This is a genomic window from Spiribacter halobius, from assembly GCF_020883455.1.
Classification (GTDB): Bacteria; Pseudomonadota; Gammaproteobacteria; order Nitrococcales; family Nitrococcaceae; genus Sediminicurvatus; species Sediminicurvatus halobius.
In genome coordinates this window covers 2331762-2353621 of sequence record NZ_CP086615.1, presented here as the reverse complement: position 1 = coordinate 2353621, position 21860 = coordinate 2331762, and the positions used below count along the sequence as shown (strand labels likewise).

Sequence of the window (21860 nt, the reverse complement as noted above, 5' to 3'; positions counted from 1 at the left end):
GGGACCACCAGCCGATGGACGACCAGCAACGCCGCCGGCCGCACACGGAGCGCTCGCCCGATTTCGCCGCCGTGGACCCCGCCATGGGGGCGGACGAGCGCCAGCGCGCGCCGAGCGCCGAGCGCACCGTAGTCCCTATCGCCCAGGTGCTCGCGCGCTATCTGCCGGCCGCAGGCACCGCGCTGGAGGTCGCGAGCGGCACCGGCCAGCACGTCGTCACCTTCGCCGCGAACCATCCGGGCATTACCTGGCTGCCGAGCGATCCCTCCCCCGACGCCCGCCGCAGCATAGCGGCCTGGGTCCGTGCGGGCGGCCACGCCAACGTCCTGCCGCCCAGGGACCTGGACCTCACCCACACCGGCTGGCAGGAGGCGGTGCCCGACGGGCTCGTCGCCATCCTCGCCAGCAACCTGCTGCACATCAGCCCCTGGGCCGCGACCCTCGGCCTGCTGCAGGGCGCCGCCGAACGGCTGGCCAGTGAGGGTCACCTGTTCATCTACGGGTGCCTGCGCATCCACGGCAGGCATCTGACGGAGAGCAACGCCGCCTTCGATGCGAGCCTGCGCGCCCGCGACCCGCGCTGGGGCGTACGCGATCTCGACGACGTCACCGACGCGGCGTCCGCCGCCGGCCTCGCATTGAAGGAAGTGGTGCCGATGCCCGCGGACAACCGCCTGCTGGTGCTGGCGCTCGCGGACTAGCCCGCATATCTCACCGATTCACGGCTGCGGGCGCGGATCTGGCGGGCAGTCCTGCGTTGCGCTCGGTCCGGGTGCTCGACGTACTGTCGAGTACGCCTGCGCGCCCGGACTCTCCCGCGCCTTGTCCTGCCCGCCATCTCCACGCCCTCGCTTCGCGAATCGGTGAGATATGCGGGCTAGCCCACCACCCAGGCCGCCGCTTCAGGCTATCCCGCTGCTGACCGGGCGCCGACGCGCCCCGAGGGCGACGCCGACGGCCCCCAGAAACACGACTGCGAGGAACGGCAGCACCAGCAGATTCAGCGGCAGCCAGCCGATGGCATCGAGCACGGCACCGGCGGAGAGGGCCGTGACCGTTACCGTGCCGAAGACGACGAAGTCATTGCAGGCCTGGACCTTGCCCTTTTCGGCTTCGGCATGGGTCTCCGTGAGCAGCGTGGTGCCCCCCACGAACAGGAAATTCCAGCCCACGCCCAGAGCGATGAGCGCAGCCCAGTAATGCCAGACAGTGCTGCCGCTGGCATTGACGCCGACGCAGGCGAGCATCAGCACGACGCCGGCGACGATGACGCCGAGCACCCCGAAGCGGCGGATCAGCTCACCGGTGAAGAACGAGGGCAGGAACATCGCCACCACGTGCCACTGGATGACGAAGGCGGTATCGCTGAACGGCAGCCGGCCCGCCTGCATCGCCAGCGGCGTGGCGACCATGATCAGGTTCATGGCGCCATAGCCGATCGTGGCGCTGAGCACGGCCACCAGAAAACGCGGCTGGCGCGCGATCAGGCCCAGCGGGCGGCCGCCGCCGTGGCGGGCCGCGGGTGCCGGCGGCGGAATCCGCAGCGCTGCGATGGCGCCGAGGCCGATGACGTAGATGCCGCCAAGCACCAGGTAGCTGGCAGCGAACGGCACGCCCAGCAGGCCCTCGGTCCAGCTGCCCAGGTTGGGACCCAGGAAACCCGCCACGATGCCGCCGGCGAGCACCAGGGAGATCGCCCGCCCCCGTCGCTCGGGCGGCGCCACGTCGGCGGCGGCGAAACGGAAGAACTGCCCCGTGCCGTTGAAGGCGCCGAGCAGTACCGAGGCCACGCAGAACAGGGCATAGGAGCCCGCCAGGATCGCGGTGGCGGCAAGGGCAACGCCGACCAGGCCCAGGCTCATGCCGAGCAGGAATCCCGCCCGGCGCCCGAAGCGCTGCATGAAGAGCGACGCCGGGATCGCGGTGCCGGTCATGGCGAGGAACTGCAGCCCGAGCGGGACCGTCGCGAGGGCGGGGCCGCCACCGAGCAGCCCGCCCACCAGCGCCGAGGTGGCGATCAGCAACGAGCTGCCGGTCATCAACACGGCCTGACACAGGGCGAGAAGCGCCAGGTTGCGGCGCACGGGTGTGGTGGGATTCACCTTGCTCATGGGCGTATCCCGTCCGTTGCCGTAAGCTCAGGGTTTGCCAGCTGCATGTCGCCTCCCGCCAACAGGGCGCGCTCGGCACGCGCCGAGGCCGGATTACACCACGGCCAGGACGCGTCAGCGACTGCCGCTCACCCGATCCATGGCCAGCGGCCCGCGGTCTGCCTATCATCCCGGCCAGCGCGGGCGGCCTGCGCGCCACCCGACCCTACACGCCTGGCTGGGGAGCCGGCATGCGAGCGCAGCAATTCCCTTTCTTTCCGCTTCGGCTCCTGCTGCTGCTGACGGCACTGGCGCTGACCGTGGCAGCGCCGGCCCAGGAGGCCGAACGCCCCGACCTCGAGACGCGCATCGCCGAGTGGGAGGCCGTCAACGAGCGGGCCAGTACCGCCCTCGCGAATGACTTCCGGGGGCGGGATCTCGAGAGCGTGAAAGGGGACCTCCGGGAGATGATCTCTGCCGCCGCGGCCGCCCGGCGGTCGGCGGAGGCGCGGCTTGCGGCCGCGGAGCAGCAGCTTGAGAGCCTGGGCGAGCCGCCGGGGGAGGATGCGCCGCCGGAGAATGCGCGCATCGCCGAGCTGCGCGCGCAGATGCAGCGCGACGCGTCCCGCCACGAGGCCATGGCCACCGAGGCACGCCTCGTGGAGGAGAACGGCGAGAAGCTGCTGCAGGAAATCGCCGCCTGGGAGCGGGCCCGGTTCCGCGCCGCCATCCTGGAGCGCAAGCCCGCACCGGTGTGGCCCTCGGTGTGGCTGGCGGCGGGCCGCGACGGCGTCGCCCTCGCCGCGGAGGTGATCTCGGCACCGCTGCGCTGGTGGCAGGCACGGGTCGAGGCCGGCACCTCATGGCAGCAGCTGGCGCTGGTCGGCGGCGTGGCACTCGGCGGCCTGCTTCTCGCCTGGCCGCTACGGCTATGGCTGCTCCGCCGCTACGGCCGCGATCCGGAGGATACCGATCCGAGCTACGCCCGCCGGCTGATCGCCGCGCTGGCGGACGGGCTGGCGAATGCGGTGCTGCCGGTGGTCGTGCTCGCAGCCGTGCTGCTGGTCCTCGCCTGGCAGGGGCTGATGACGGGGCTGTTCGGCCTCATGGCCTACACGGTGGGCGGCGCGGTGGCGGGCTTCGTGCTCGTCCTCGGGGTAGCCCGGGCGGCGCTCTCACCGCACCGGATCGCCTGGCGCATCCTGCCCGTACGCCCGGAGCACATCGGCGCCCTGCTGACCGCGATCCGGCTGCTTACCGCGGTCATGGCGGTGTCGCTGACCGTGCTCGTGACGGCTTTCTTCTCCGGCCACATGACCGACGCCCTGGAGGCGACCGTCTTCCTCGCCAGCACCACCGCAGTGGCCATCCTCGCCGGCTGGATTCTGTCGCCACGCTTCTGGACGGTGTCGGTCGAGGCCTCCCAGGAGGCAAGCGCGGAAGGCGCGGAGACGGACGCGACCGCGGCCGCCAGCGAGCCCCCCGCGGACGCCCGCGAGGCACGCTCGTGGCCGGACCGGATCCGTGGCCTGGTGCGTCTGGTGGTGATGGCGGCGCCGCTGCTGGCCCTCGCGGGCTTCGGCCGTCTCGCCTTCTTCGTGCAGTCGCGGCTGCTGGGTCTCGGCCTGATCGCCGCCCTGGCGGTGCTGCTGCGGCTCGCGGCCCGCGAGATGCTGGAGCGCTTTTTCATGCGCCGCCGGCGCCAGTTCGGGCTTAGCGGCGATACCACCGAGGGCGGCGTCCGCATCGCCGTCTTCTGGGCCGGCTTCGTGCTCGATCTGCTGCTCCTGCTGCCCATCGCCTATGCGGTGATGCTGCTGTTCGGGGTGCCGCTCACCACGATCACGCTCTGGACCACCCAGCTGCTCACCGGCATCAGCATCGGCAACTTCACGCTGTCGCTGGCAGATCTCATCGCTGCCATCACGGTGCTCGTCACCGGACTGTTCCTGACCAACCTCTTCCGCCGTTGGCTCAGCAACCGGGTCCTGCCCCACACCCGCCTCGACATCGGCGCACGCAACTCGGTCGCCGCCGGGGCAGGCTATCTCGGCGTGGGCCTCGCGCTCGTTCTCGCCGTGGCCACCCTCGGGGTGGACTTCTCCAACCTCGCCATCGTCGCGGGTGCGCTCTCGGTGGGCATCGGTTTCGGCCTGCAGAACGTGGTGCAGAACTTCGCCGCCGGGCTGCTGCTGCTCATCGAGCGGCCGATCAAGGTGGGGGACTGGATCATCGTCGGCGGCAACGAGGGCACGGTGAAGCACATCTCCGTGCGCTCCACGGAGATCGAGACCTTCGACCGCTCCTCGGTGATCGTCCCGAACTCGGATCTGATCTCGCTGCCGGTGACCAACTGGACCCACAAGAACCGCATCGCCCGCGTCATCGTGCCGGTGCGCGTCGCCTACGGCAGCGACACCGCTGCCGTGGCCGAGACGCTGCACCGCTGCGCGCGGGAGAATCGCGACGTGCTTCGCCACCCGGCACCGACGGCGCTGTTTCTGGGTTTCGGCGACTCCTGCCTGAACTTCGAGCTGCGCTGCTTCATCGGCGATACCGACCGCTACCTGGACGTGCGAAGCGACCTGCATTTCGCCGTGGATCAGGCCTTCCGCGAGGCCGGTATCGTCATGCCCTTCCCGCAGCGGGACGTGCACCTGCAGGGCGGGCAAGACCACGGCCCGCCCCCCGGGACGACATCCGCGCCGTCACGGCCAGCGGGCGCGAGCGGTGGTGGCCCGGAATCCGGCGACGCCCCGGAATAGGAATCTGCGCCGTAGAACGTCTCCCGGCTGCGGCGGCCCCACTGCGGGCGCCTTGACCGCTCGCGCTCGTTACATAGTGACCACTATGCGCCTCGCACGAGCGGCCAAATCGCCTCGCAGTGGAAGCGCCTCGCCCGGAAGATTTCTACGGCGCAGACTCCTAACCCGGCACGGTGAACTCCGCGGCAGCCAGCGGGTCGGCCAACAGGGAATCACCACTGCCGGGAGCCGTCATGGAGCCTGACTGGATACCGACGCGCGCCGCCGGGGCGGCCGCGCTCGAGCGCTTTCTGCCCCACGCCGGGCGCGATTACGCGCGCCGCCGCAACTACGACCTCGGTCCCGGGCAGCACGATAACGTCTCCCGGCTCTCGCCCTGGCTGCGGCACCGGCTGCTCGCCGAGTCCGAGGTCGTGGCCGCGACGCTGGCGCACCACGGCCTCCCGGCGGCGGAGAAGTTCATCCAGGAGACCTGCTGGCGCACCTACTGGAAAGGCTGGCTCGAGCGCCGACCCGGCGCCTGGCGGGACTACCGGGCGGCGGTGGAGGGAGCACTGGAACCCGTGGACCGCGGCGGCCGCGAGGCTGCCGCCTACGAGGCAGCGGTCAACGGGCGCAGCGGGATCGAGTGCTTCGACCACTGGGTGCGGGAGCTGGTGGACACCGGCTACCTGCACAACCACGCCCGCATGTGGTTTGCGAGCATCTGGATCTTCACCCTGAAACTGCCCTGGGCGCTCGGCGCCGACTTCTTCCTGCGCCACCTGCTGGACGGCGACCCGGCCTCCAACACGCTCTCCTGGCGCTGGGTGGCGGGCCTGCAGACGCGGGGCAAGACCTACCTGGCACGGGCCGGCAACATCGCCAAGTACACCGATGGCCGCTTCAGCCCCGAAGGCCAGCTCGCGCCGCGGGCGGAGCCAGTGGCCGAGGCGGTGCGCCCGCCCCTGGGCGACCCGCCCGCCGGCGATGCTCCGGACCCCTATGCCCGCACCGGCCTGCTCGTGACCGAGGACGACGCGCTGCCGGAGGGGCTCCTGCAGACGCCGGGCGGCTGGCCACTGGCGGTCGCTCTGCAGGCGACCGATCGGCGCTCGCCGCTGCCGGTGTCGGATCGGGTCACCGACTTCACCGCCGGAGCGCTTGACGACGCGCTGGACCGTAACCCTGCCGCCATCAGCCTGCGCGTTGACGCCAGTGAGACCGGAATGGACCGCCTGGTGGACACCGCCCGCACGGCCGGCGTCGGGCAGCTGGTCACGCCCTGGGTGCCAGTCGGCCCGGCCCGCGAGGTGGTGGACCGCCTCGAACCCCGGCTGCGCGCCGAGGGTATCGCCCTCGTGCGCGTTCTGCGGGAATGGGACCGGCGTGCCTGGCCTCATGCGACTGCCGGCTTCTTCGCGTTCTGGAAGCGGCTACGGCCTGAGCTGCCGGAGCTCATCGAGGCGGGCGGCCGTCCGGCTTTGCCGGGCGAGCTCCGGGAAGGCCGGACTCCCCGGTAACGGCGCGGTGGATACACGCGCCGCCAATCGCCATCCATCGTCGCAACCTGTGCAAGACTAGCCCGGGAGGAGAGATCAGTCATGGCAGTGGACAAGGCGGCACTTCACTCGGTGCTACAGGGACGCACCCCCGATGCGGACCCGGAGGAGACCCGGGAATGGCTGGAGGCACTGACGGCTGCCGTCGAGCACGGCGGGGCGGAGCGCGCCCAGTTCCTGCTGGGCCGGCTGCTGGAGCTTGCGCCACGGCTCGGGCTCACCACCGAGGCCGCGCTCACCACGCCCTATCGCAATACCATCCCGCTCGAGGCGCAGCCGCCCTACCCCGGCGACCGCAGCCTTGAGGCGCGGCTCGGTGCCATCATCCGCTGGAACGCCCTGGCCATGGTGGTGCGCGCCAACCGGGCGCACCCGGAGCTCGGCGGGCACATCGCGAGCTACGCCTCCGCCGCGGATCTCTTCGAGGTGGGTTTCAACCACTTCTTCCGCGCCGACGACGGCTCCGGCAACGGCGATCTGGTCTTCCTCCAGCCCCATTCCGCGCCGGGTGTCTATGCCCGCGCCTTCCTCGAGGGGCGGCTGAGCGAGGCGCACCTCGATCGCTACCGCCGCGAGACCGGCGGCGACGGCCTGTCCTCCTATCCGCACCCCTGGCTCATGCCGAATTTCTGGCAGTTCCCCACCGGCTCAATGGGGCTGGGGCCGCTGCAGGCAATCTACCAGGCGCGCTTTCTGCGCTACCTGGAGCATCGCGGCATCCGCCCGGCGGGGGACCGTCATGTCTGGGGCATCTTCGGCGACGGCGAGATGGACGAGCCGGAGTCTCTCGCAGCGCTGGGCGTCGCGGCCCGCGAGCGCCTCGACAACGTCACCTTCGTGATCAACTGCAACCTGCAGCGCCTGGACGGACCCGTGCGCGGCAACGGTCAGATCATCCAGGAGCTGGAGGCCCTGTTCCGCGGCGCCGGCTGGAACGTGGTCAAGGTCCTCTGGGGCTCGGACTGGGACGCCCTGTTCGCCCGGGACCGCGAGGGCCGGCTGCTGGAGCACCTGCACGCGACCACGGACGGCCAGTTCCAGACCCTCGCCGCCACCGACGGTCGCTTCAACCGCGAGCACTTCTTCGCCCGCGACTCGCACCTGCATCAGCTGGTCGCCCACATGAGCGACGAGGAGATCGACGCCCTGCACCGCGGCGGGCACGATCCGGTGAAGATTCACGCCGCCTATCACCACGCCCTGCACCATCGCGGCCAACCCACCGTGGTGCTCGCCAAGACCAAGAAGGGCTTCGGCATGGGCCACTGGGGCCAGGGGCGGATGACCAGCCATCAGCAGAAGAAGCTGGACGAGGAGGCCCTGCTTGCCTTCCGCGACCGCTTCGACGTGCCGCTGGACGACGACGACGTGCGTGCCCTGCGCTACCACCGCCCGGACGAGAACAGCGCCGAGATGCGCTATCTGCACGAGCGCCGGCGGGTGCTGCGGGGCTATGTGCCGGTGCGCCGAAGCGCGTCCCGCGCGCTCGCAGTGCCGCCGCTGGAGCGCTATGCGCGCTTCGCGCTGGCGGCGGACGGCAAGGAGATGTCCACCACCATGGCCTGGGCGCGGATCCTGAGCCAGCTGCTGCGAGAGCGCGAGCTCGGCCCGCGCATCGTGCCCATCGTGGCCGACGAGGCACGCACCTTCGGCATCGCCAACCTGTTCCGCCAGATCGGCATCTACTCGCCCCTCGGCCAGCTCTACGAGCCGGAGGACGCAGGCTCGCTGCTCGCCTACCGGGAGAGCCGTGACGGGCAGCTCCTCGAGGAAGGCATCACCGAAGCCGGGGCGCTGGCCTCCTGGATCGCCGCCGGCACCGCCTACTCGGTGAGCGACGAGCCCATGCTGCCGATGTACGTGTACTACTCCATGTTCGGCTTCCAGCGCGTGGGCGACCTGATGTGGGCCGCCGCCGAGCAGCGCAGCCGTGGCTTCCTCATCGGCGCCACCTCCGGGCGTACCACCCTCTCCGGCGAGGGCCTGCAGCACCAGGACGGCTCGAGCCACGTCTACATGGCGACCCTGCCCAACTGCCGCAGCTACGACCCGGCCTATGCCTACGAGGTGGCGGTGATCCTGGATGCCGGCCTGCACGCCATGCTCGAGGCGGGCGAGGACGTCTTCTACTACATCACGGTGATGAACGAGAGCCACCCCCAGCCGAGCCTCCCGGCCCACGTGCGCCGGGAGGATATCCTGGCCGGGCTCTACCGTCGCGACCCGGAGCCCGCGACCGGCGATGGCCCGCGGGTGCGGCTGCTCGGCTCCGGCGCCCTGCTCCCGGAGGCCGAGGCCGCCGCCGCGCTGCTGCGCGAGGACTGGGGCGTGGCCGCAGAGGTCTGGAGCGCGACCAGCTACAGCGAGCTCGAGCGCGACGCCCGCGCAGCGCGCCAGGCCCGGCTTGTGCCGGGTGCGACGTCCCGCGGGAGTCACCTCGCGCGCTGTCTGCCCGGCTGCGATCCGGTGGTGGCAGTGAGCGACTACGTGCGCGCCTGGCCCGGGCTTATCGCGCCCTACCTGGAGGCCCCGTTCCACGTCCTCGGCACCGACGGCTTCGGCCGCTCGGACACCCGCGCCAACCTGCGGCGGTATTTCGGCGTCGACCGCGCGCACATCGTCGTCACCGCCCTGGACGCGCTCGCCGAGCAGGGGCAGCTGCCGCGCAAGCGGCTCGAGGAGGCGCTAAGGCAGTACCAGTCGCCTCACTGATCGGGGCCGCGGGAGAGGCGTGGTGCGCGCACCGACGGGATGACCTCGCCGGCGAGAAACCGATGCAGCGCCTCGCGGTAGCCGGTGCGCCCGGATGGGCGGTCGGTGCCGGAGGTGATCGCCACGGTGAGCGCCAGCGCCGGCACCACGTACAGCATCTGCCCGCCGTACCCCCAGCCGTAATAGCCCCGGTAGCCACCGAAGTCGCGCACGAACCAGCCGTAGCCGTAGCCGTCCCCGGTAAAGCGGGACTGCGCCCGGGGCGTCCAGCTCTCGCGCACCCAGCGCTCCGGCAGCAGGCGCTCGCCGTCAGCGGTCACGCCGCCGCGCCGGTAGAGCTCGCCGAGGGCGAGCAGCGACCGCGGCCGCATGGCGACCTGATTGCCGCCGAGGGGGATACCCTGCGGGTCGCGCAACCAGCTCGTGACGCGAATGCCGGCGGGCGCGAGCCAGTCATTGGCCAGTGCATGGGTGTCGCGGCCGGTCTTGCGGGTGAGGATGGCCGAGAGCAGATGGCTGCTGCCGGTGGAATAGAGCATGCGGCCACCCGGCTCGGCGTCGAAGGGCATGGCCAGCGCCGCTTCCACCCAGTTGTCGCTAGCGACCCAGGCGCCGTAGTTGCCGCCGGAGGTGCGCTCCAGGCCAGCCCGCATGGACAGCAGATGGCCGATGGTGATCGCGCGCAGCCGCGGATCCGGATCCGGCGGAAGGGCATCCGCGAGCAGTGGCGCAATGGCCTGATCGGTACCGGCCAGCACGCCGCGGTCGATGGCCATGCCCACCAGGGCCGCGACCAAGGTCTTGGAGGCCGACTTGATGTTGGTCGGCGCCTCGAGCCGGGCTCCGTTGTAGGCACGCGCCAGGCGCACCTCGCCGCCGACGGCGACGTGCAGCGTGCGCAGGGTCGGGAAGCGCTCCGCCCGCTCGGCCACCCGCTGCAGCCCGCCCCCATCGGCGAAGGTCGCCGTCGGGCCAAGCAGTGCACCGACCAGCACGGCAGCCGCAAGGAACCGCCACGAGGGCCGCCCGCCACGCCCATCCTCCAGGAACGCCCACCGCCGCAGCCAACGCATGATTCCGCTCCCTGACGACAACTACCCTGCCGTCCAGACCGGCAGTCGCCGGCGGTGGTTCATCCGCTCGCGGGCCAGGCGCCCCAAAGCGCAAGGGCGCCCGCCGTCAGCCAGGCGGCGGTGAGGGCCCAGGCAAAGCTGAAGAAGCTGCCGATGAGGATGTACTCGGCAAGCCGGCGGTGGCTGCTGTCGCTGATCTCGCCGAAACGGAGGATGGACTTGGCGGCGATGACGAAGCCGATGGCCGCCTGGGCGCCGGCGACAAAGAGCACGAACGCGAGCGCGCGCTCGCAGAGGCCGATAAGCCGCCCGCCGCCCGGGAGCCCGTGCTCCGGGCTCTCGGCGGGTGCCAGCGCGCCGGCCAGCGGGCGCAACGCGAGCTCCAGGGCCACCCCGGCCACCGGCAGCGCCAGCAGCACCCCGGCGGCGAGGGTCCAGCCCTGCAGCCAGAGCCGCCAGCCCTCGGGGCCCAGCAGCCCCGGCCAGACGCCGTCCCGGGCGGCCTCGGGCCAGACCAGCGCCAGGCCCACCAGCACCAGCAGGTGCACCAGCTGGTCCCCGGCGAAGGCATGGAAGCCGTCCGGCAGGCGATAGACCTTGAGCGCATCCATGGCGCCATGAGTGACGGCCAGCACGAGCAGCAGCAGCGGCGCCAGGGTGCCCACCACCACGGCCGCCGCCACCGTGACGACGGCAACGTGCAGCAGCAGGAAGCCCGGGCGGCGCTTGCGCCGCAGCAGGGCCGCGGGTTGCAGGGCGAAGTCCGCCAGCAAATGCGCGGCGACCAGCAGGGTCAGCGTCTCCACGGCGGCCAGCGGCATTCACAACTCCAAGAGATTGTATAAGAGAACACAACCTTTCAAGTACGTTACTCCGCCGCACCCGCCTCCAGCATTGCCAGCAACTCGGCCAGCGCCGCCCAGCCGGCGCCCGCCAGCGCCTTGCTGACGGCCTGCTGGCTCACTGCCGGCCGCAGTCGCTGCGCCAGGGCAGCGTGGGTATCGTCCGGGTACAGCAGGGCCAGGCGGATCGCCTCCGCCTGCCGCCCCCGCCAGCGGCGCACGACGGCATCACACAGATGCGCTGCAAGAGCCTGCCACCGGGCATCCGGAAAACGCGCCGGATCCACGTCCAGGGTCATGCGGAAGCGCCGCGGCATCGTGTCCAGCGCCCGCCCGGAGCGCTCGAAGGCCGGCCCCGTGGAGCGTGACGGCCGCTCGGAGTCCAGCCGCCCGATCCGGTCGATGCCGATAGCAATGCGGGTATCGCCGTGGCCGCTGGCAAGCAGCGACGCCCGCAGGCACAGCGCGCTGCGCAACGCCCACCGCGGCCCACCGAGCACGAGCTGCCAGGCGTCCCCGCGGAAGATCTCGAGTGGCCCGGCGGGTGCGGCACCTTCGCCCCACGGGGCCCGCTCCAGGCGCTCGGCCGCCCCCTGCAGGGCCGCCTGAGCAGCACCCAGCGCCGCCGCCGAGCGACCGCCTGAGCGCACCAGATCGCCGGTCAGGACGGCGTAGAGCTCCCCCATGTGCCAATGCCCTCCGTCGATTGCGCCGAGGGTAGCACCCCAGGCGGCTACAGCAGGTCGCTCGCCAGGCCCTGGAGCAGCAGCCCCTGGGCGAGCTCGGCACAGGGGCCCCAGTGCGCCGTCAGCCGGCGCACCTCCGCCTCCGCGGGCGGGTCGCCGCTACCGTAGGCGAGACCCACTGCCTTGCGTACCCCGAGATCCCCGGCCACCACCCGCGGGCGGCCGAGGGTGCGCACCAGAATCCACTCCGCCGTCCAGCGTCCGATGCCCCGCAGAGCGGCGAGACGCTCGATCACCGCCGTGTCGTCCAGCACCTCCAGCGCCGGGAGGCTCAGCCGGCCCCGGGCGATTTCCGCCGCCACGCCGACGATGTATTCGGCCTTCCGGGTCGTGAACTGCAGTGCCCGAATGCGGGCGGGATCCAGCGCGGCGAACGTCGTCGGGTCGAGACGATAGACCGTCTCGCCACCGATTACCCAGGGCTCGCCGAAGGCCTCTGCGAGCCGCCGCCGGGTGGTCGCCGCCCAGCGCAGGTTCACCTGCTGCGCGCTGATCGCCCGGACCAGCGCCGCGAACAGGTCCGGCTGGCGCAACGGGCGCCAGCCCGGGAACTCGCCGGCGAGCCGCGCCAGCAGCGGGTCTCGTGCCAGCAGCTCGGACCACCCTCCCGGGGTCGGCGCGAACGCCCGCGCGACCAGCTCCGGCGCCGCCGCGGCGCCCGGACCCTGGGCGTGCACCTCGACCACCGGGCGCCGTTCCTCCGGCCGCGGTCGCGCGCAGTAGGCAACGCCGCCCGCCGCCACGGTGGCAGCCCGCAGCAGCCGGCCGTCGGCCCAGCGGTCGAGGCCGTCGTCGCCGTGGCTTCGCAGCGGTGCCAGCGTCGCCGCGAAGTCCAGCGGCGCCGGTAGCGTCAGAGTCACGGGCTGGGCCGGAACTGCCGTCATGCGTCTCCTCCCGGGCACGGCGGAGGCAGCCCACGGGCTGTCAGCCGCCGGCACACTGCGCAATCCCCTGCGAGGCGGTACCGTATAGGCGCCTGCGGTCACCGAGGCACGTCCCATGCCTCTGCTTGCCAAGCTGCTGGGTAGCGCCGTTCTGCTCTACGCCGCCGTGCTGGCGGCACTGTGGGTCATGCAGGGGCGTCTGATCCACCTGCCCCACGTCCCGGGGCGCAGCCTCGAGGCCACGCCAGCGGCGCGCGGGCTCGACTACGAGACGGTACGCATCGACACCGCCGATGGCGAGCGCCTGCACGGGTGGTTCCTGCCGGACCCCAAGGCACGGGGCACGGTGCTGTTCCTGCACGGCAATGCCGGCAACATCTCCCACCGCCTGGACAGCCTGAGCCTGCTCATCGACCTCGGCGTGCAGGTGCTCATCATCGACTACCGCGGCTACGGCGAGAGCACGGGCACCCCGGGTGAAGAGGGCCTCTATGCCGACGCGCGGGCGGCCTGGGCGCATCTCACCGACGAGCGCGGCATTCCGGCGGAGCGCATCGTGGCCCTCGGCCGTTCCCTCGGCAGCGCCGTCGCCGCACGACTTGCGACGGAGCGCCCGCTCGCCGGCGTTATCCTCGAGGCGGCCTTCACCTCCGTCACCGACCTCGCCGCCCGCCAGTACCCGATGTTCCCGGTGCGGCCACTGCTACGGCATCGCTACGACACCCAGGCGAATCTGCAATCCGTCCAGCAGCCGGTGCTGGTGGTGCACGGCCGCGATGACACCATCGTTCCGCCCGCTCATGGCGAGGCCCTGTTCGAAGCGGCGCCCAACGCGGTGGACTACATCCTGCTCGACGGCGGCCACGACGACGCCTTCCTGACCTCCGAGCAGGCCTACCGCAGGGCACTCGACGCGTTCCTCGATCGGGTGCTGCCGCCGTGACCGGCGGCGCGGACTACAGGTGCGCCTCGGCCTCGTCCCAGAGCCTGCGCACGACATCGCCCGCCGGCTCCGCCCGCGCCAGGGCCGCGGCCTGCCCGGCCCAGGCCTGCATGCGCTGCACGTCCCCGGTATCGGCAGCCTCCCGCCTCATGGCGGCGGTCAATGCGCGCTGCACCGGGTAAGGGGCCGGTGCCGGGGCGTCCGGAGCGGCCGCGGCCTCGACGAAGTCCGTGGCGAGGGCACGCCCGGGGCGGCCGCTGAAAGCGCGGGTGAGCCGCGTGCCCTCCGGCTCGCAGCGACCCAGCGCCGCCGCCCAGGCGTGAGGGATACCGGCCTCGGGGCAGCGCAGGAAGCCGGTACCGACGCTGACGGCGCTGGCGCCGAGCGTCAGCGCGGCGGCGACGCCGCGGCCATCGGCAATGCCGCCGGCAGCGATCACCGGCACGGTGAGCCGGTCCGCGAGGCGCGGCAGCAGCGCGAACAGCCCGACGGCGCGACGCTCCGCGCCCTCGGCCTCGAAGGCTCCGCGGTGCCCCCCGGCCTCGGCACCCTGGGCCACAACGGCGTCCGCCCCCGCCGCTTCCGCCGCCAGCGCCTCGCTCAAGGTGGTGGCGGTGGCAAACCAGCGGATCCCGCGATCCTTCATGCGCCGCACGAATTCCGGTGGGTAAAGCCCCATGATCGATGAGATTACGGTCGGCTCCGCGTCCAGCAGTGCAGCGCACTGCGCGGCGAAGTCCGGCAGCGAGGCGTCCGCCGCGTCCGGGGGCGGCTCAGGGCCGAACCGGGCGAGGAAGCGACGCACCACGGCCTCGGCACCGGCGTCCCGAGGCGGCGGCGGATCAGGGATCCAGAGGTTGATCTGCAGCGGGCCCTGACTGGCTTCGCGGAAGGCCTGCACCCATTCACCGATACCCGCCGGCTGGGTCATTAGCGCGCCCAGAGCACCCATGCCTCCGGCATTGGCCACCGCCACGGACAGTGCCACGGGGCAGGCTCCGGCCATCGGCGCGAGCAGAATGGGCCGGGCGAGGCCGTAGTCCGCGCAGAAGCGCTCGGCGCGCCGGCGAGGGTTGGCGGCACCCGCGGCCATGGCTCAGGCCCCGCCCGCCGCGGGCACCGCCGTGCCCGCCCGCCGCTGCCAGTACTGCTGGAGCACCAGGGTATTGATCGCCCGCTCCATCTCGAAGGCCTTCGGGGTCGGACAGAACAGGGTGACCAGGACGCGCTGCTTGCCGATGTCACTGGTGGCCAGACTCACCCGCGGCTGCGGCTCGGCAATATCGATGCCGCTGCGCTTCTCTATGAGGGCGGTATAGCGCTCCCCAAGCTCGGCATGCGGCGCATACAGGCCGGCCACCTGGGACTCGATCTCGGGCAGTGCCCGGGTCATGTCGACGTCCGGCTCCAGCACCGTCTCCACCTCCAGAAACACCCACTTCCGGAAGAACTGCTGATTCTGCACCGGCGTGGTGAGGAGGATGCTGTTGGGCAGCGTGATGGTCTTGCCGGAATACTCGTAGTGCCCGACGGGGCCGCCGATCTCCTGCAGGCGAGTGGCGAGTATTGTCTGGTCCACCACCTCGCCGCGCAGGGTGCCCACCTCGATCCAGTCGCCGATGTCGAAGGGCCGGTTGATGGCCCGGAGCACCGTGCCGGACAGACAGAGGATGAGCTCCTTGGTGGCCACCACCAGCGCGAGCGCGAAGGCCGTGATGGAGAGGGCGAAGGTGTGCAGCGACGGCAGCCAGATGAGAACCAGGCCCACCACGCCGAGAATCACGGCGATATTCCGGATGCGGGCGAGCCAGGCGCGGCGGTCACCGGTCAGAATGACCTGGTCGCGGCGGATAATTCGGGCAGCAAGGTAGCGCAGGGCCATCAGCGCCAGGATCAGCGCCAGCGAGCTAAGCATGCGATTGCCGATCAGGGCCGGCCAGAAGCTTTCGAGAGGCATGGGGGGCGTCATCATGCAGGTTCGCGGGTGCCGCAACGATCGCGCGTGGCAGCCATGAGTTCAAGCGATACCATCCGTCGGCAGGTGGCAGCGGGGGTGAAACGTTGTCGGTGGCGCCGGCGTCTATCCCCCAGGGGCTTCTACCGCGGTGAGGAAGAAACCATGCGCAACCCACTGAAGTACCTGCTCCTTCTGGCCACGCTCGCCACCGCACCAGCCGTTGCCCACCACGGCTGGGCATGGGCCACGGAGGACGACTACAGCGTCACCGGCAGCATCACCGAGGCGCGGCTCGGCAACCCCCACGGCGAGCTCACGCTCGACGTCGACGGCACCGCCTGGAACGTGGAGGTCGGCCAGCCCTGGCGTAACGATCGCGCGGGCCTGACCGCCGAGCTGCTCAGCGAGGGCCGGACGATCACCGTGCACGGCGCGGCCGCGCCGGAGGATGCCCGCATCAAGGCCGTGCGCGTGGTCATCGACGGCGAGGACTACGTGCTCTACCCCGGCCGCTGAGGCCGTCGGCATGGAGCTGCTGGCCGCCCTGGAGGGCTCGCCGCTGGCCACCGCCCTGCGCCAGTCGGTCTGGGCCTATCCGCTGGTGAACGCCGCTCATATCCTCGGTTTCGCCCTGCTGGTGGGCGCCATCGTGCCCCTCGACCTGCGCCTGCTCGGCGTGTGGGCGACCGAACCCGCGGAAGGCCTGGCCCGGGTGCTCGTCCCCGTCGCCGCCAGCGGACTGCTCCTTGCCGCCATTGCGGGTCTGCTGCTCTTCTGCGCCCGTGCGACGGAGTACGCCGCCTCGCCCTGGTTCCTCGGCAAGATGGGCCTGGTGGGGGTCGGGGTCGCCAATGCCCTGGCCTGGCGGCTGCGCGCACGACGCGCGACGCCCACCGCCAGGGCCCGTCTGCCGGGCAGAACCACCGCCGCCGTCTCCCTGGCCGGCTGGCTCCTCACGCTGCTGCTCGGGCGCCTTGTCGGCTATTTCTAGCCCGCATATCTGACCGCTACACGGCTGCCGGCTTGCCTCTCAACCCAGCTTCCGCACCACGTCGCCCAGCCTGGCCTCGCCCGCCGTGACTACCCGGGCGAGAATGCCCCGCAGCCGTAGCGGCCGGTTCTCCGGCCGGTTGATCCAGCGCAGGGCGGCGGGGCCGTAACGCTGCTGCCACTTGGCGCAACCCGTGTTGAATACGTCCGAGACCTCCAGCACCGCCGTGCCCACCTGCAGCCGCTGGCCCGCGGGCAGGTTCGCCTCCGAGAAGTCCATGTCCGCGATGATCGTGTCGCCGGGATGGATCATCGCCGTGCCCTCCCGGCGGACCAACTGCAGCACCCGGCTACCGAGCATGCAGACCTGGATACGCGGGTCCGGGCTGCCGTCCGGCAGATGCATCCAGGTCTTCCAGCGCCAGCGGTCGCCGACGACACCCTGCTCCGGATCGAAACGGATACGCCCGACGAACTGCCGCTCGCCCTCCGCCGGGCGCACGCAGAGCGAGAGAATCGGTGCAGCGTCCTTCGGCGCGTCCAGCACCCACGGCTTCTTCGCCTCGAGATGCTCCAGCGTGGGAAACACCGCCTGCTCGACCTCTCGCATGCCGTCCTCGTATGGGCTTGATTCGCGTTGGAGGGGCGGCATGATACCAGTGGCGTGACCGCGGCTCGGACGGGGCACAGCCTGCCTGACACTGCGCAAACGGCACCACGCCCTCGATTCGCGAACCGGTGAGATATGCGGGCCAGGCATGCTGCCAGAACGCTAACGGCATCCAGGCCAGGAATCGGTACCGATCAAGCGCCCGGCGAGCGAGCTCTACCATCAGCACCAGTTCGCCCCACCGTGACCCGACACGGCACCTGTCCGATGACGGGTCAGGGTGGGGTCTTCGACGGCACATGGTCGACCGCGAGGCTACGCGACGGCCTGGCTAGAACGGGAGCCGCAGGCGGGCGTCCAGCGAATAGGCGCCGCCGCCGCGGAGCACTATGGCGACCGCGATCAGCGCCCACATCAGCGGATACTCGATGCCGCCGCTGGTCCAGAACAAGCCGTTCGGCACGTGCACCGTCAGGGCCACCGCAAGCAGTACCGCGGCGGCGAGCGCGGCCGGCCGCGTGAACAGCCCCAGCGCGATGGCGAGTCCGCCGAAGAACTCCACGAACCCGGCGAGGAAGGCAAACAGAATGCCCGGCTCCATGCCCAGCGTCTCGCCGAAGAACTGGCCCGTGCCGGCGAGGCCGTAGCCGCCGAACCAGCCGAAGAGCTTCTGCGCCCCGTGGGGCACCAGCAGCAGGCCGGCGGTGATGCGCACCAAGGGGTAGCTCAGGGTCTGCAGTCGCTCGACAGCGGCGGCGCGGTCGGTGGTCGGGGTGACACTGGCGGTGGTGGTATCGGTCATGGCTTCGGTCCTCTCTTCCGGGGCGGCGCGACCATCGCGCCGTCTACGGAACAGAGCATGCGATCGTTTCCTTTTGCTTGGAAGATGGCAGAATCCGAACTTATGGTTGCCGAATCGGAAACGATAACGGGAGCGGTGGAGGACGTGCGGGCGTTCTGCACGGTGGTGGAGCTCGGCACGCTGGCCGCGGCCGCGCGCCAGCTCGGCGAAACGAAAGGCAGTGTCAGCCGGCGCATCTCCCGCCTCGAGCAGCGGCTCGGCGTGACGCTGCTGGCCCGCCATCCGCGCGCGGTCTCGCCTACGGAGGAGGGCACGACGTTCTACCACAAGGCGCGCGAGGCGCTGACCCTGCTCGACGATGCCACCGCCAGCGCCCAGGCGGCACGATCGGTTCCCCGCGGACAGCTGCGGCTCACGGCACCGACGGATCTTGGGGTCGACGTTCTGCCGGCGCTGCTGGTGCGCTTCCGGGCGCTGTACCCGCAGATCACCGTGGAGCTGCTGGTCACCGACGCACCGCTGGATCTCGCCGCCATGCGCGTCGACCTGGCCCTGCGGGCCGGCGTCGCCGACCTCCCGGATATGGGCTACCGGGCTGCCACGGTGCTGACCTTTGCTATCCGCCTCTACGCCGCGCCTGACTATCTCGACGCGCATGGGGCGCCTGCCGCCCCCGCGGAGCTCACCGTCCACGACCTGGTGATCGCACGGCAGGAGGTGGGCGCCACCGAGCTCGTCCTGCACCAGGGACGGCGCCGCGAGCGCGTGCTGACGCGGCCGACGATCCGCACCGGTGACTACGCCAGTGCCCATCGCATCGCCCTCGCCGGCGGCGGCATTGCCCCCCTGCCGACGCTGGCGGCGGACGCTTCGGTGGCAGCGGGCGATCTGCGACCCGTCCTCCCGGACTGGCAGCTCGCCACCGGCAAGCTCCACGCCATCAGCCTCGCAGGACGCGAGGCGCCGGCACGGGTGCGGGCGTTCCGGCAGTTCCTGCGCGAGACGCTGGCCCGAACGGACGTCGGCCCGCCGCCCGGGTCCTGAGAAGCCGGGCGGGCGTGTTGCCTGACAACGGCCCCCGTGGCCAGCCGCCTCGCAGGGCCCAGGCCACAGTGGCAGGATGCGGACTACCCCCAAGCCCCCTCGGCGGCACCGGCAATGTCAGTAATCTTCCTGCTCGACCTCTTCGGCACCGCCGTGTTCGCCGCCACCGGGGCGCTGGCCGCCGGGCGCAAGGATCTCGATCTGTTCGGTGTGCTGGTTCTCGGCATGGTCACCGCCATCGGCGGCGGCACCCTGCGTGATCTCACCCTGGGGCTGACACCCGTATTCTGGATCTCACAACCGGTCTATCTGTGGGTCGCCGCCGCGGCCGGGATCGTGACGGTGCTCCTGACCCGGGCAGGAATCCTGCCCGGGCGGCTGCTGCCGCTGGCGGACGCGCTGGGGCTCGCGACCTTCTGCGTCATCGGCGCCGAGCGTGCGGCGGCGGCCGGTGCGGCCCCGGATATCGCCGTGCTGATGGGGGTGATGACCGGCGTCGCCGGCGGCATGATCCGCGACGTCCTCACCGGCGAGGTGCCCCGGGTGCTGCGCCGCGAGCTCTACGCCACAGCCGCGCTGGCCGGCGCGGCGACGACCGTGACCCTACTGGCCATCGATGCCGGGGCGCCGCTGGCGGTCTGGTGTGGTCTCCTGGTAGCCCTGTCGCTGCGCCTCGCCGCCATGCGCTGGAACCTCTCGCTGCCGATCTTTACCCATCGCACTTGAAGGCGAATCCCGCTCGGTCAGGGCCAGGTCCTGGCGCTCGGCCAGGGGTTTGACCGCCCCTGCCGGGCACCGAATACTCCGGGGATGACACCCGCCATGCGCAGACACATCCTCCGCGGGCCGGTTCCGGGGGCGGGGCTGCGGGCAGCCGCATTCCTCGCCGTCGCCATCCTGTTGCCGATCGCGGCAGGCGCGGTGGAGCCAGCCGAGCGCGTACGGCAGGCGGTTCAAGCCCTCTGCGAGGCGCCGGCGGCGAGTCTCGACGCCATGGCGCAAGGCATCCCCGACGCACGCGGCCTTCGTGACGAGCCGATTGTCTCGCGGGGTATCGAGATCGGCCGGGAGCGGCACTTCGCGCTCGCCGGCGGTTCCCGAATTCAGGCTCGTGTGCTCGCGCCCGGTAACCGCCTGCGCCGGCTCAGCGTCGAGTTCTGGTCCCCTGGCGATGACGGCCGCCTGCGCCCGGACACGGCGGCGATCGCCGGCCCGGACTGCAACATCGCCGCCGCGCGGCAGATGGTTTACGGGAGCGATGGCAAAGGCCCTCTCGCTATCCGTCACCTCGACGCCGCGCTCGATCCCAGCGGCATCCGCGAGCCGCTGAATCCGCCGGTACCGCCCGGTGTCGACCCCGGCGGCGTCGCCGTCGCGATGGTCGACTCCGGGGTCAACTATCTGCTGCCGGAGATTCGCGAGCGCCTCGCGCGCGACGGCGACGGCGACGGCGACGGCGACGGCGACGGCAACATCATCGGCTACGACTACTGGGATCGCGACGCCCGTCCCTTCGACGCCAACCCGGCCCGCTCGCCGTTTTTCCCCCAGCGCCACGGCACCCGCACCGCCTCGATACTGCTGCGGGAAGCGCCCGAAGCGCGGCTCGTGCCCTACCGCTACCCACGCCCCGACATGAGCCGCATGGCGGAGCTCGTCGCCGACGCCGCCGGGCACGGTATCCGCATCGTCAGTATCGCCATGGGCAGCGGCGACCGGGCCGACTGGCAGGCCTTCGCGGCGGCGGCCCGCGCGCATCCCGAAATGCTGTTCGTCATCTCCGCCGGCAACGACGGCCGCAACATAGACCAGGCGCCCGTCTACCCGGCCGCTCTGCCGCTGGACAACACCATCGTGGTGACCTCGTCACTGCCGGATGGCGCCCTCGCGCGGGGATCCAACTGGGGGCCGGAGGCGGTGGACCTGCTGGTTCCTGCCGAGCAGCTGCGGGCGCTGGATTTCGACGGCCGCGAGGTGCCGGTCTCGGGCTCGAGCTACGCCGCGCCGCGGGTCGCCGCCCTCGCCGCCCGGCTGCTCGCCGCGGGGCCGGAGCGCACGACCGCGGCACTGCGCAGCGCCATCCTCGAACGCGTTCTGCCACCCTTCGCCGGCGACGCGGGCCGGGTGCGCGCCGGGTTCATGCCCCGCCCCGAAATCGCCGAAACCCTGCCGCCGCTCGCCGACCCGGACAGCGGGCCACCCGCTATCGCCACCCGCCACACGCTGGGCGAAGGGGTGCTCTACCCGGCGGCCGACGATGCAGGCGACGCCCGCTACACCTTCGAGCCGTCGTTCGCCTACTTCCGCGGCAGCGGCTGGCAGCGCGAGGATCTCGTCGCGCCTGCCCGGCAGCTGGCCGCGATCCTCGCCCAGTGCGGCGTGCACATGCCGCGCATCCGGGTGCACGAGCTCACCGGCCCGCCGGTCTATCGCTACTTCCACGAAGCCATCGCCCGGGAGCTCATCGGCCAGGTGACGCTGCCAAGGCCCACGGTCCACTTCGTCACCGACACCCTCCAGGTGGACGGCTGGGACGCCGTCGCCTACGGCCGCAGCAACACCCGCAGCCAGCCGGCTCTGCGGGACACGGTCTGGTTCACCCGCGCCACCCGCGACCCCGGTATCGCCCTCGCCCACGAGCTCGCCCACATCCTCATGGACAGTGGTGCGCACACCGACATGCCCGGCAACCTGATGCGCCCCGAGACGGCGCCCGGCAACACGGCGCTCACGGACGGGCAGTGCCGGGCCCTCACCGAGCATGGCGCGGCCCACGGGCTGCTCAGGGCCAGGGCCACCGGTGCCGCGCCCGCAGCCGCGTATCGATGAGATATGCGGGCTGGGAGACGCCGAGGGGGACC

Annotated in this window: 19 protein-coding genes; 10 read left to right on the top strand and 9 right to left on the bottom strand. The window is 71.7% G+C overall.

The window, feature by feature from the left end; genetic code table 11:
- The first annotated feature begins 14 nt into the window (after positions 1 to 14).
- The gene (locus LMH63_RS10715; protein WP_199225562.1) at positions 15 to 701 is read left to right on the top strand and encodes a DUF938 domain-containing protein; all 687 of its coding nucleotides are present in this window, start codon (positions 15 to 17) and stop codon (positions 699 to 701) included.
- A gap of 201 nt (positions 702 to 902) precedes the next feature.
- Here LMH63_RS10715 and LMH63_RS10710 read toward each other — a convergent pair whose 3' ends face one another.
- Positions 903 to 2111 carry an MFS transporter gene (locus tag LMH63_RS10710; RefSeq protein WP_109675475.1) on the bottom strand — a complete coding sequence of 403 codons (1209 nt, stop codon included), beginning with the start codon at positions 2109 to 2111 and terminating at the stop codon, positions 903 to 905.
- 230 nt (positions 2112 to 2341) lie between these two features.
- Here LMH63_RS10710 and LMH63_RS10705 point away from each other — a divergent pair, with 230 nt between their 5' ends.
- From LMH63_RS10705 to mdeB, 3 genes are all read left to right on the top strand, one after another.
- Positions 2342 to 4855, top strand: coding sequence for a mechanosensitive ion channel domain-containing protein (locus tag LMH63_RS10705; protein WP_109675473.1), 2514 nt, complete (start codon positions 2342 to 2344; stop codon positions 4853 to 4855).
- 233 nt (positions 4856 to 5088) lie between these two features.
- Complete coding sequence (locus tag LMH63_RS10700) at positions 5089 to 6357, top strand: FAD-binding domain-containing protein (RefSeq protein ID WP_109675471.1); 1269 nt, start codon at positions 5089 to 5091, stop codon at positions 6355 to 6357.
- An 81-nt stretch (positions 6358 to 6438) separates the two neighbouring features.
- Positions 6439 to 9108: an alpha-ketoglutarate dehydrogenase gene (gene mdeB, locus LMH63_RS10695; RefSeq protein WP_109675469.1), complete on the top strand. Its 2670-nt coding sequence runs from the start codon at positions 6439 to 6441 to the stop codon at positions 9106 to 9108.
- On the opposite strand, the gene LMH63_RS10690 is transcribed toward mdeB, so the two are convergent.
- The 4 genes from LMH63_RS10690 to LMH63_RS10675 are packed head-to-tail and all read right to left on the bottom strand — an operon-like array spanning position 9102 to position 12653.
- Positions 9102 to 10181: a serine hydrolase domain-containing protein gene (locus tag LMH63_RS10690; RefSeq protein WP_109675468.1), complete on the bottom strand. Its 1080-nt coding sequence runs from the start codon at positions 10179 to 10181 to the stop codon at positions 9102 to 9104. The genes mdeB and LMH63_RS10690 overlap by 7 nt on opposite strands.
- A gap of 59 nt (positions 10182 to 10240) precedes the next feature.
- Positions 10241 to 11002 carry a DUF3307 domain-containing protein gene (locus LMH63_RS10685; protein ID WP_109675466.1) on the bottom strand — a complete coding sequence of 254 codons (762 nt, stop codon included), beginning with the start codon at positions 11000 to 11002 and terminating at the stop codon, positions 10241 to 10243.
- A 47-nt stretch (positions 11003 to 11049) separates the two neighbouring features.
- Complete coding sequence (locus LMH63_RS10680; RefSeq protein ID WP_109675464.1) at positions 11050 to 11709, bottom strand: hypothetical protein; 660 nt, start codon at positions 11707 to 11709, stop codon at positions 11050 to 11052.
- Positions 11710 to 11756: 47 nt separating this feature from the next.
- Positions 11757 to 12653 carry a DNA-3-methyladenine glycosylase family protein gene (locus LMH63_RS10675; protein WP_158280267.1) on the bottom strand — a complete coding sequence of 299 codons (897 nt, stop codon included), beginning with the start codon at positions 12651 to 12653 and terminating at the stop codon, positions 11757 to 11759.
- A 115-nt stretch (positions 12654 to 12768) separates the two neighbouring features.
- Between LMH63_RS10675 and LMH63_RS10670 the strand changes: the two genes are divergently transcribed.
- Complete coding sequence (locus LMH63_RS10670) at positions 12769 to 13596, top strand: alpha/beta hydrolase (RefSeq protein WP_109675460.1); 828 nt, start codon at positions 12769 to 12771, stop codon at positions 13594 to 13596.
- Positions 13597 to 13609: 13 nt separating this feature from the next.
- On the opposite strand, the gene LMH63_RS10665 is transcribed toward LMH63_RS10670, so the two are convergent.
- Positions 13610 to 14689 carry an NAD(P)H-dependent flavin oxidoreductase gene (locus LMH63_RS10665; RefSeq protein WP_109675458.1) on the bottom strand — a complete coding sequence of 360 codons (1080 nt, stop codon included), beginning with the start codon at positions 14687 to 14689 and terminating at the stop codon, positions 13610 to 13612.
- 3 nt (positions 14690 to 14692) lie between these two features.
- Positions 14693 to 15553 (bottom strand): mechanosensitive ion channel family protein, encoded by an 861-nt coding sequence (locus LMH63_RS10660; protein ID WP_158280266.1) that lies wholly within the window; start codon positions 15551 to 15553, stop codon positions 14693 to 14695.
- Positions 15554 to 15715: 162 nt separating this feature from the next.
- On the opposite strand from LMH63_RS10660, the gene LMH63_RS10655 reads away from it, so the two are divergent.
- Complete coding sequence (locus tag LMH63_RS10655; protein WP_109675454.1) at positions 15716 to 16069, top strand: DUF6152 family protein; 354 nt, start codon at positions 15716 to 15718, stop codon at positions 16067 to 16069.
- Between the two features lie 10 nt (positions 16070 to 16079).
- The gene (locus LMH63_RS10650) at positions 16080 to 16544 is read left to right on the top strand and encodes a hypothetical protein (protein ID WP_109675452.1); all 465 of its coding nucleotides are present in this window, start codon (positions 16080 to 16082) and stop codon (positions 16542 to 16544) included.
- A gap of 39 nt (positions 16545 to 16583) precedes the next feature.
- On the opposite strand, the gene LMH63_RS10645 is transcribed toward LMH63_RS10650, so the two are convergent.
- Both LMH63_RS10645 and LMH63_RS10640 read right to left on the bottom strand, forming a co-directional pair.
- Positions 16584 to 17153 carry an MOSC domain-containing protein gene (locus LMH63_RS10645; protein ID WP_109675450.1) on the bottom strand — a complete coding sequence of 190 codons (570 nt, stop codon included), beginning with the start codon at positions 17151 to 17153 and terminating at the stop codon, positions 16584 to 16586.
- Positions 17154 to 17484: 331 nt separating this feature from the next.
- Positions 17485 to 17955, bottom strand: a complete 471-nt coding sequence (locus LMH63_RS10640) for a DoxX family protein (RefSeq protein ID WP_109675448.1) — start codon at positions 17953 to 17955, stop codon at positions 17485 to 17487.
- A gap of 102 nt (positions 17956 to 18057) precedes the next feature.
- On the opposite strand from LMH63_RS10640, the gene LMH63_RS10635 reads away from it, so the two are divergent.
- The 3 genes from LMH63_RS10635 to LMH63_RS10625 all read left to right on the top strand — a co-directional run bounded on the left by LMH63_RS10635 (position 18058) and on the right by LMH63_RS10625 (position 21828).
- The gene (locus tag LMH63_RS10635) at positions 18058 to 18999 is read left to right on the top strand and encodes a LysR family transcriptional regulator (RefSeq protein ID WP_109675446.1); all 942 of its coding nucleotides are present in this window, start codon (positions 18058 to 18060) and stop codon (positions 18997 to 18999) included.
- A gap of 114 nt (positions 19000 to 19113) precedes the next feature.
- Complete coding sequence (locus tag LMH63_RS10630) at positions 19114 to 19725, top strand: trimeric intracellular cation channel family protein (protein WP_109675444.1); 612 nt, start codon at positions 19114 to 19116, stop codon at positions 19723 to 19725.
- A 96-nt stretch (positions 19726 to 19821) separates the two neighbouring features.
- Positions 19822 to 21828 (top strand): S8 family serine peptidase, encoded by a 2007-nt coding sequence (locus tag LMH63_RS10625; RefSeq protein WP_158280265.1) that lies wholly within the window; start codon positions 19822 to 19824, stop codon positions 21826 to 21828.
- Positions 21829 to 21860 lie beyond the last annotated feature (32 nt).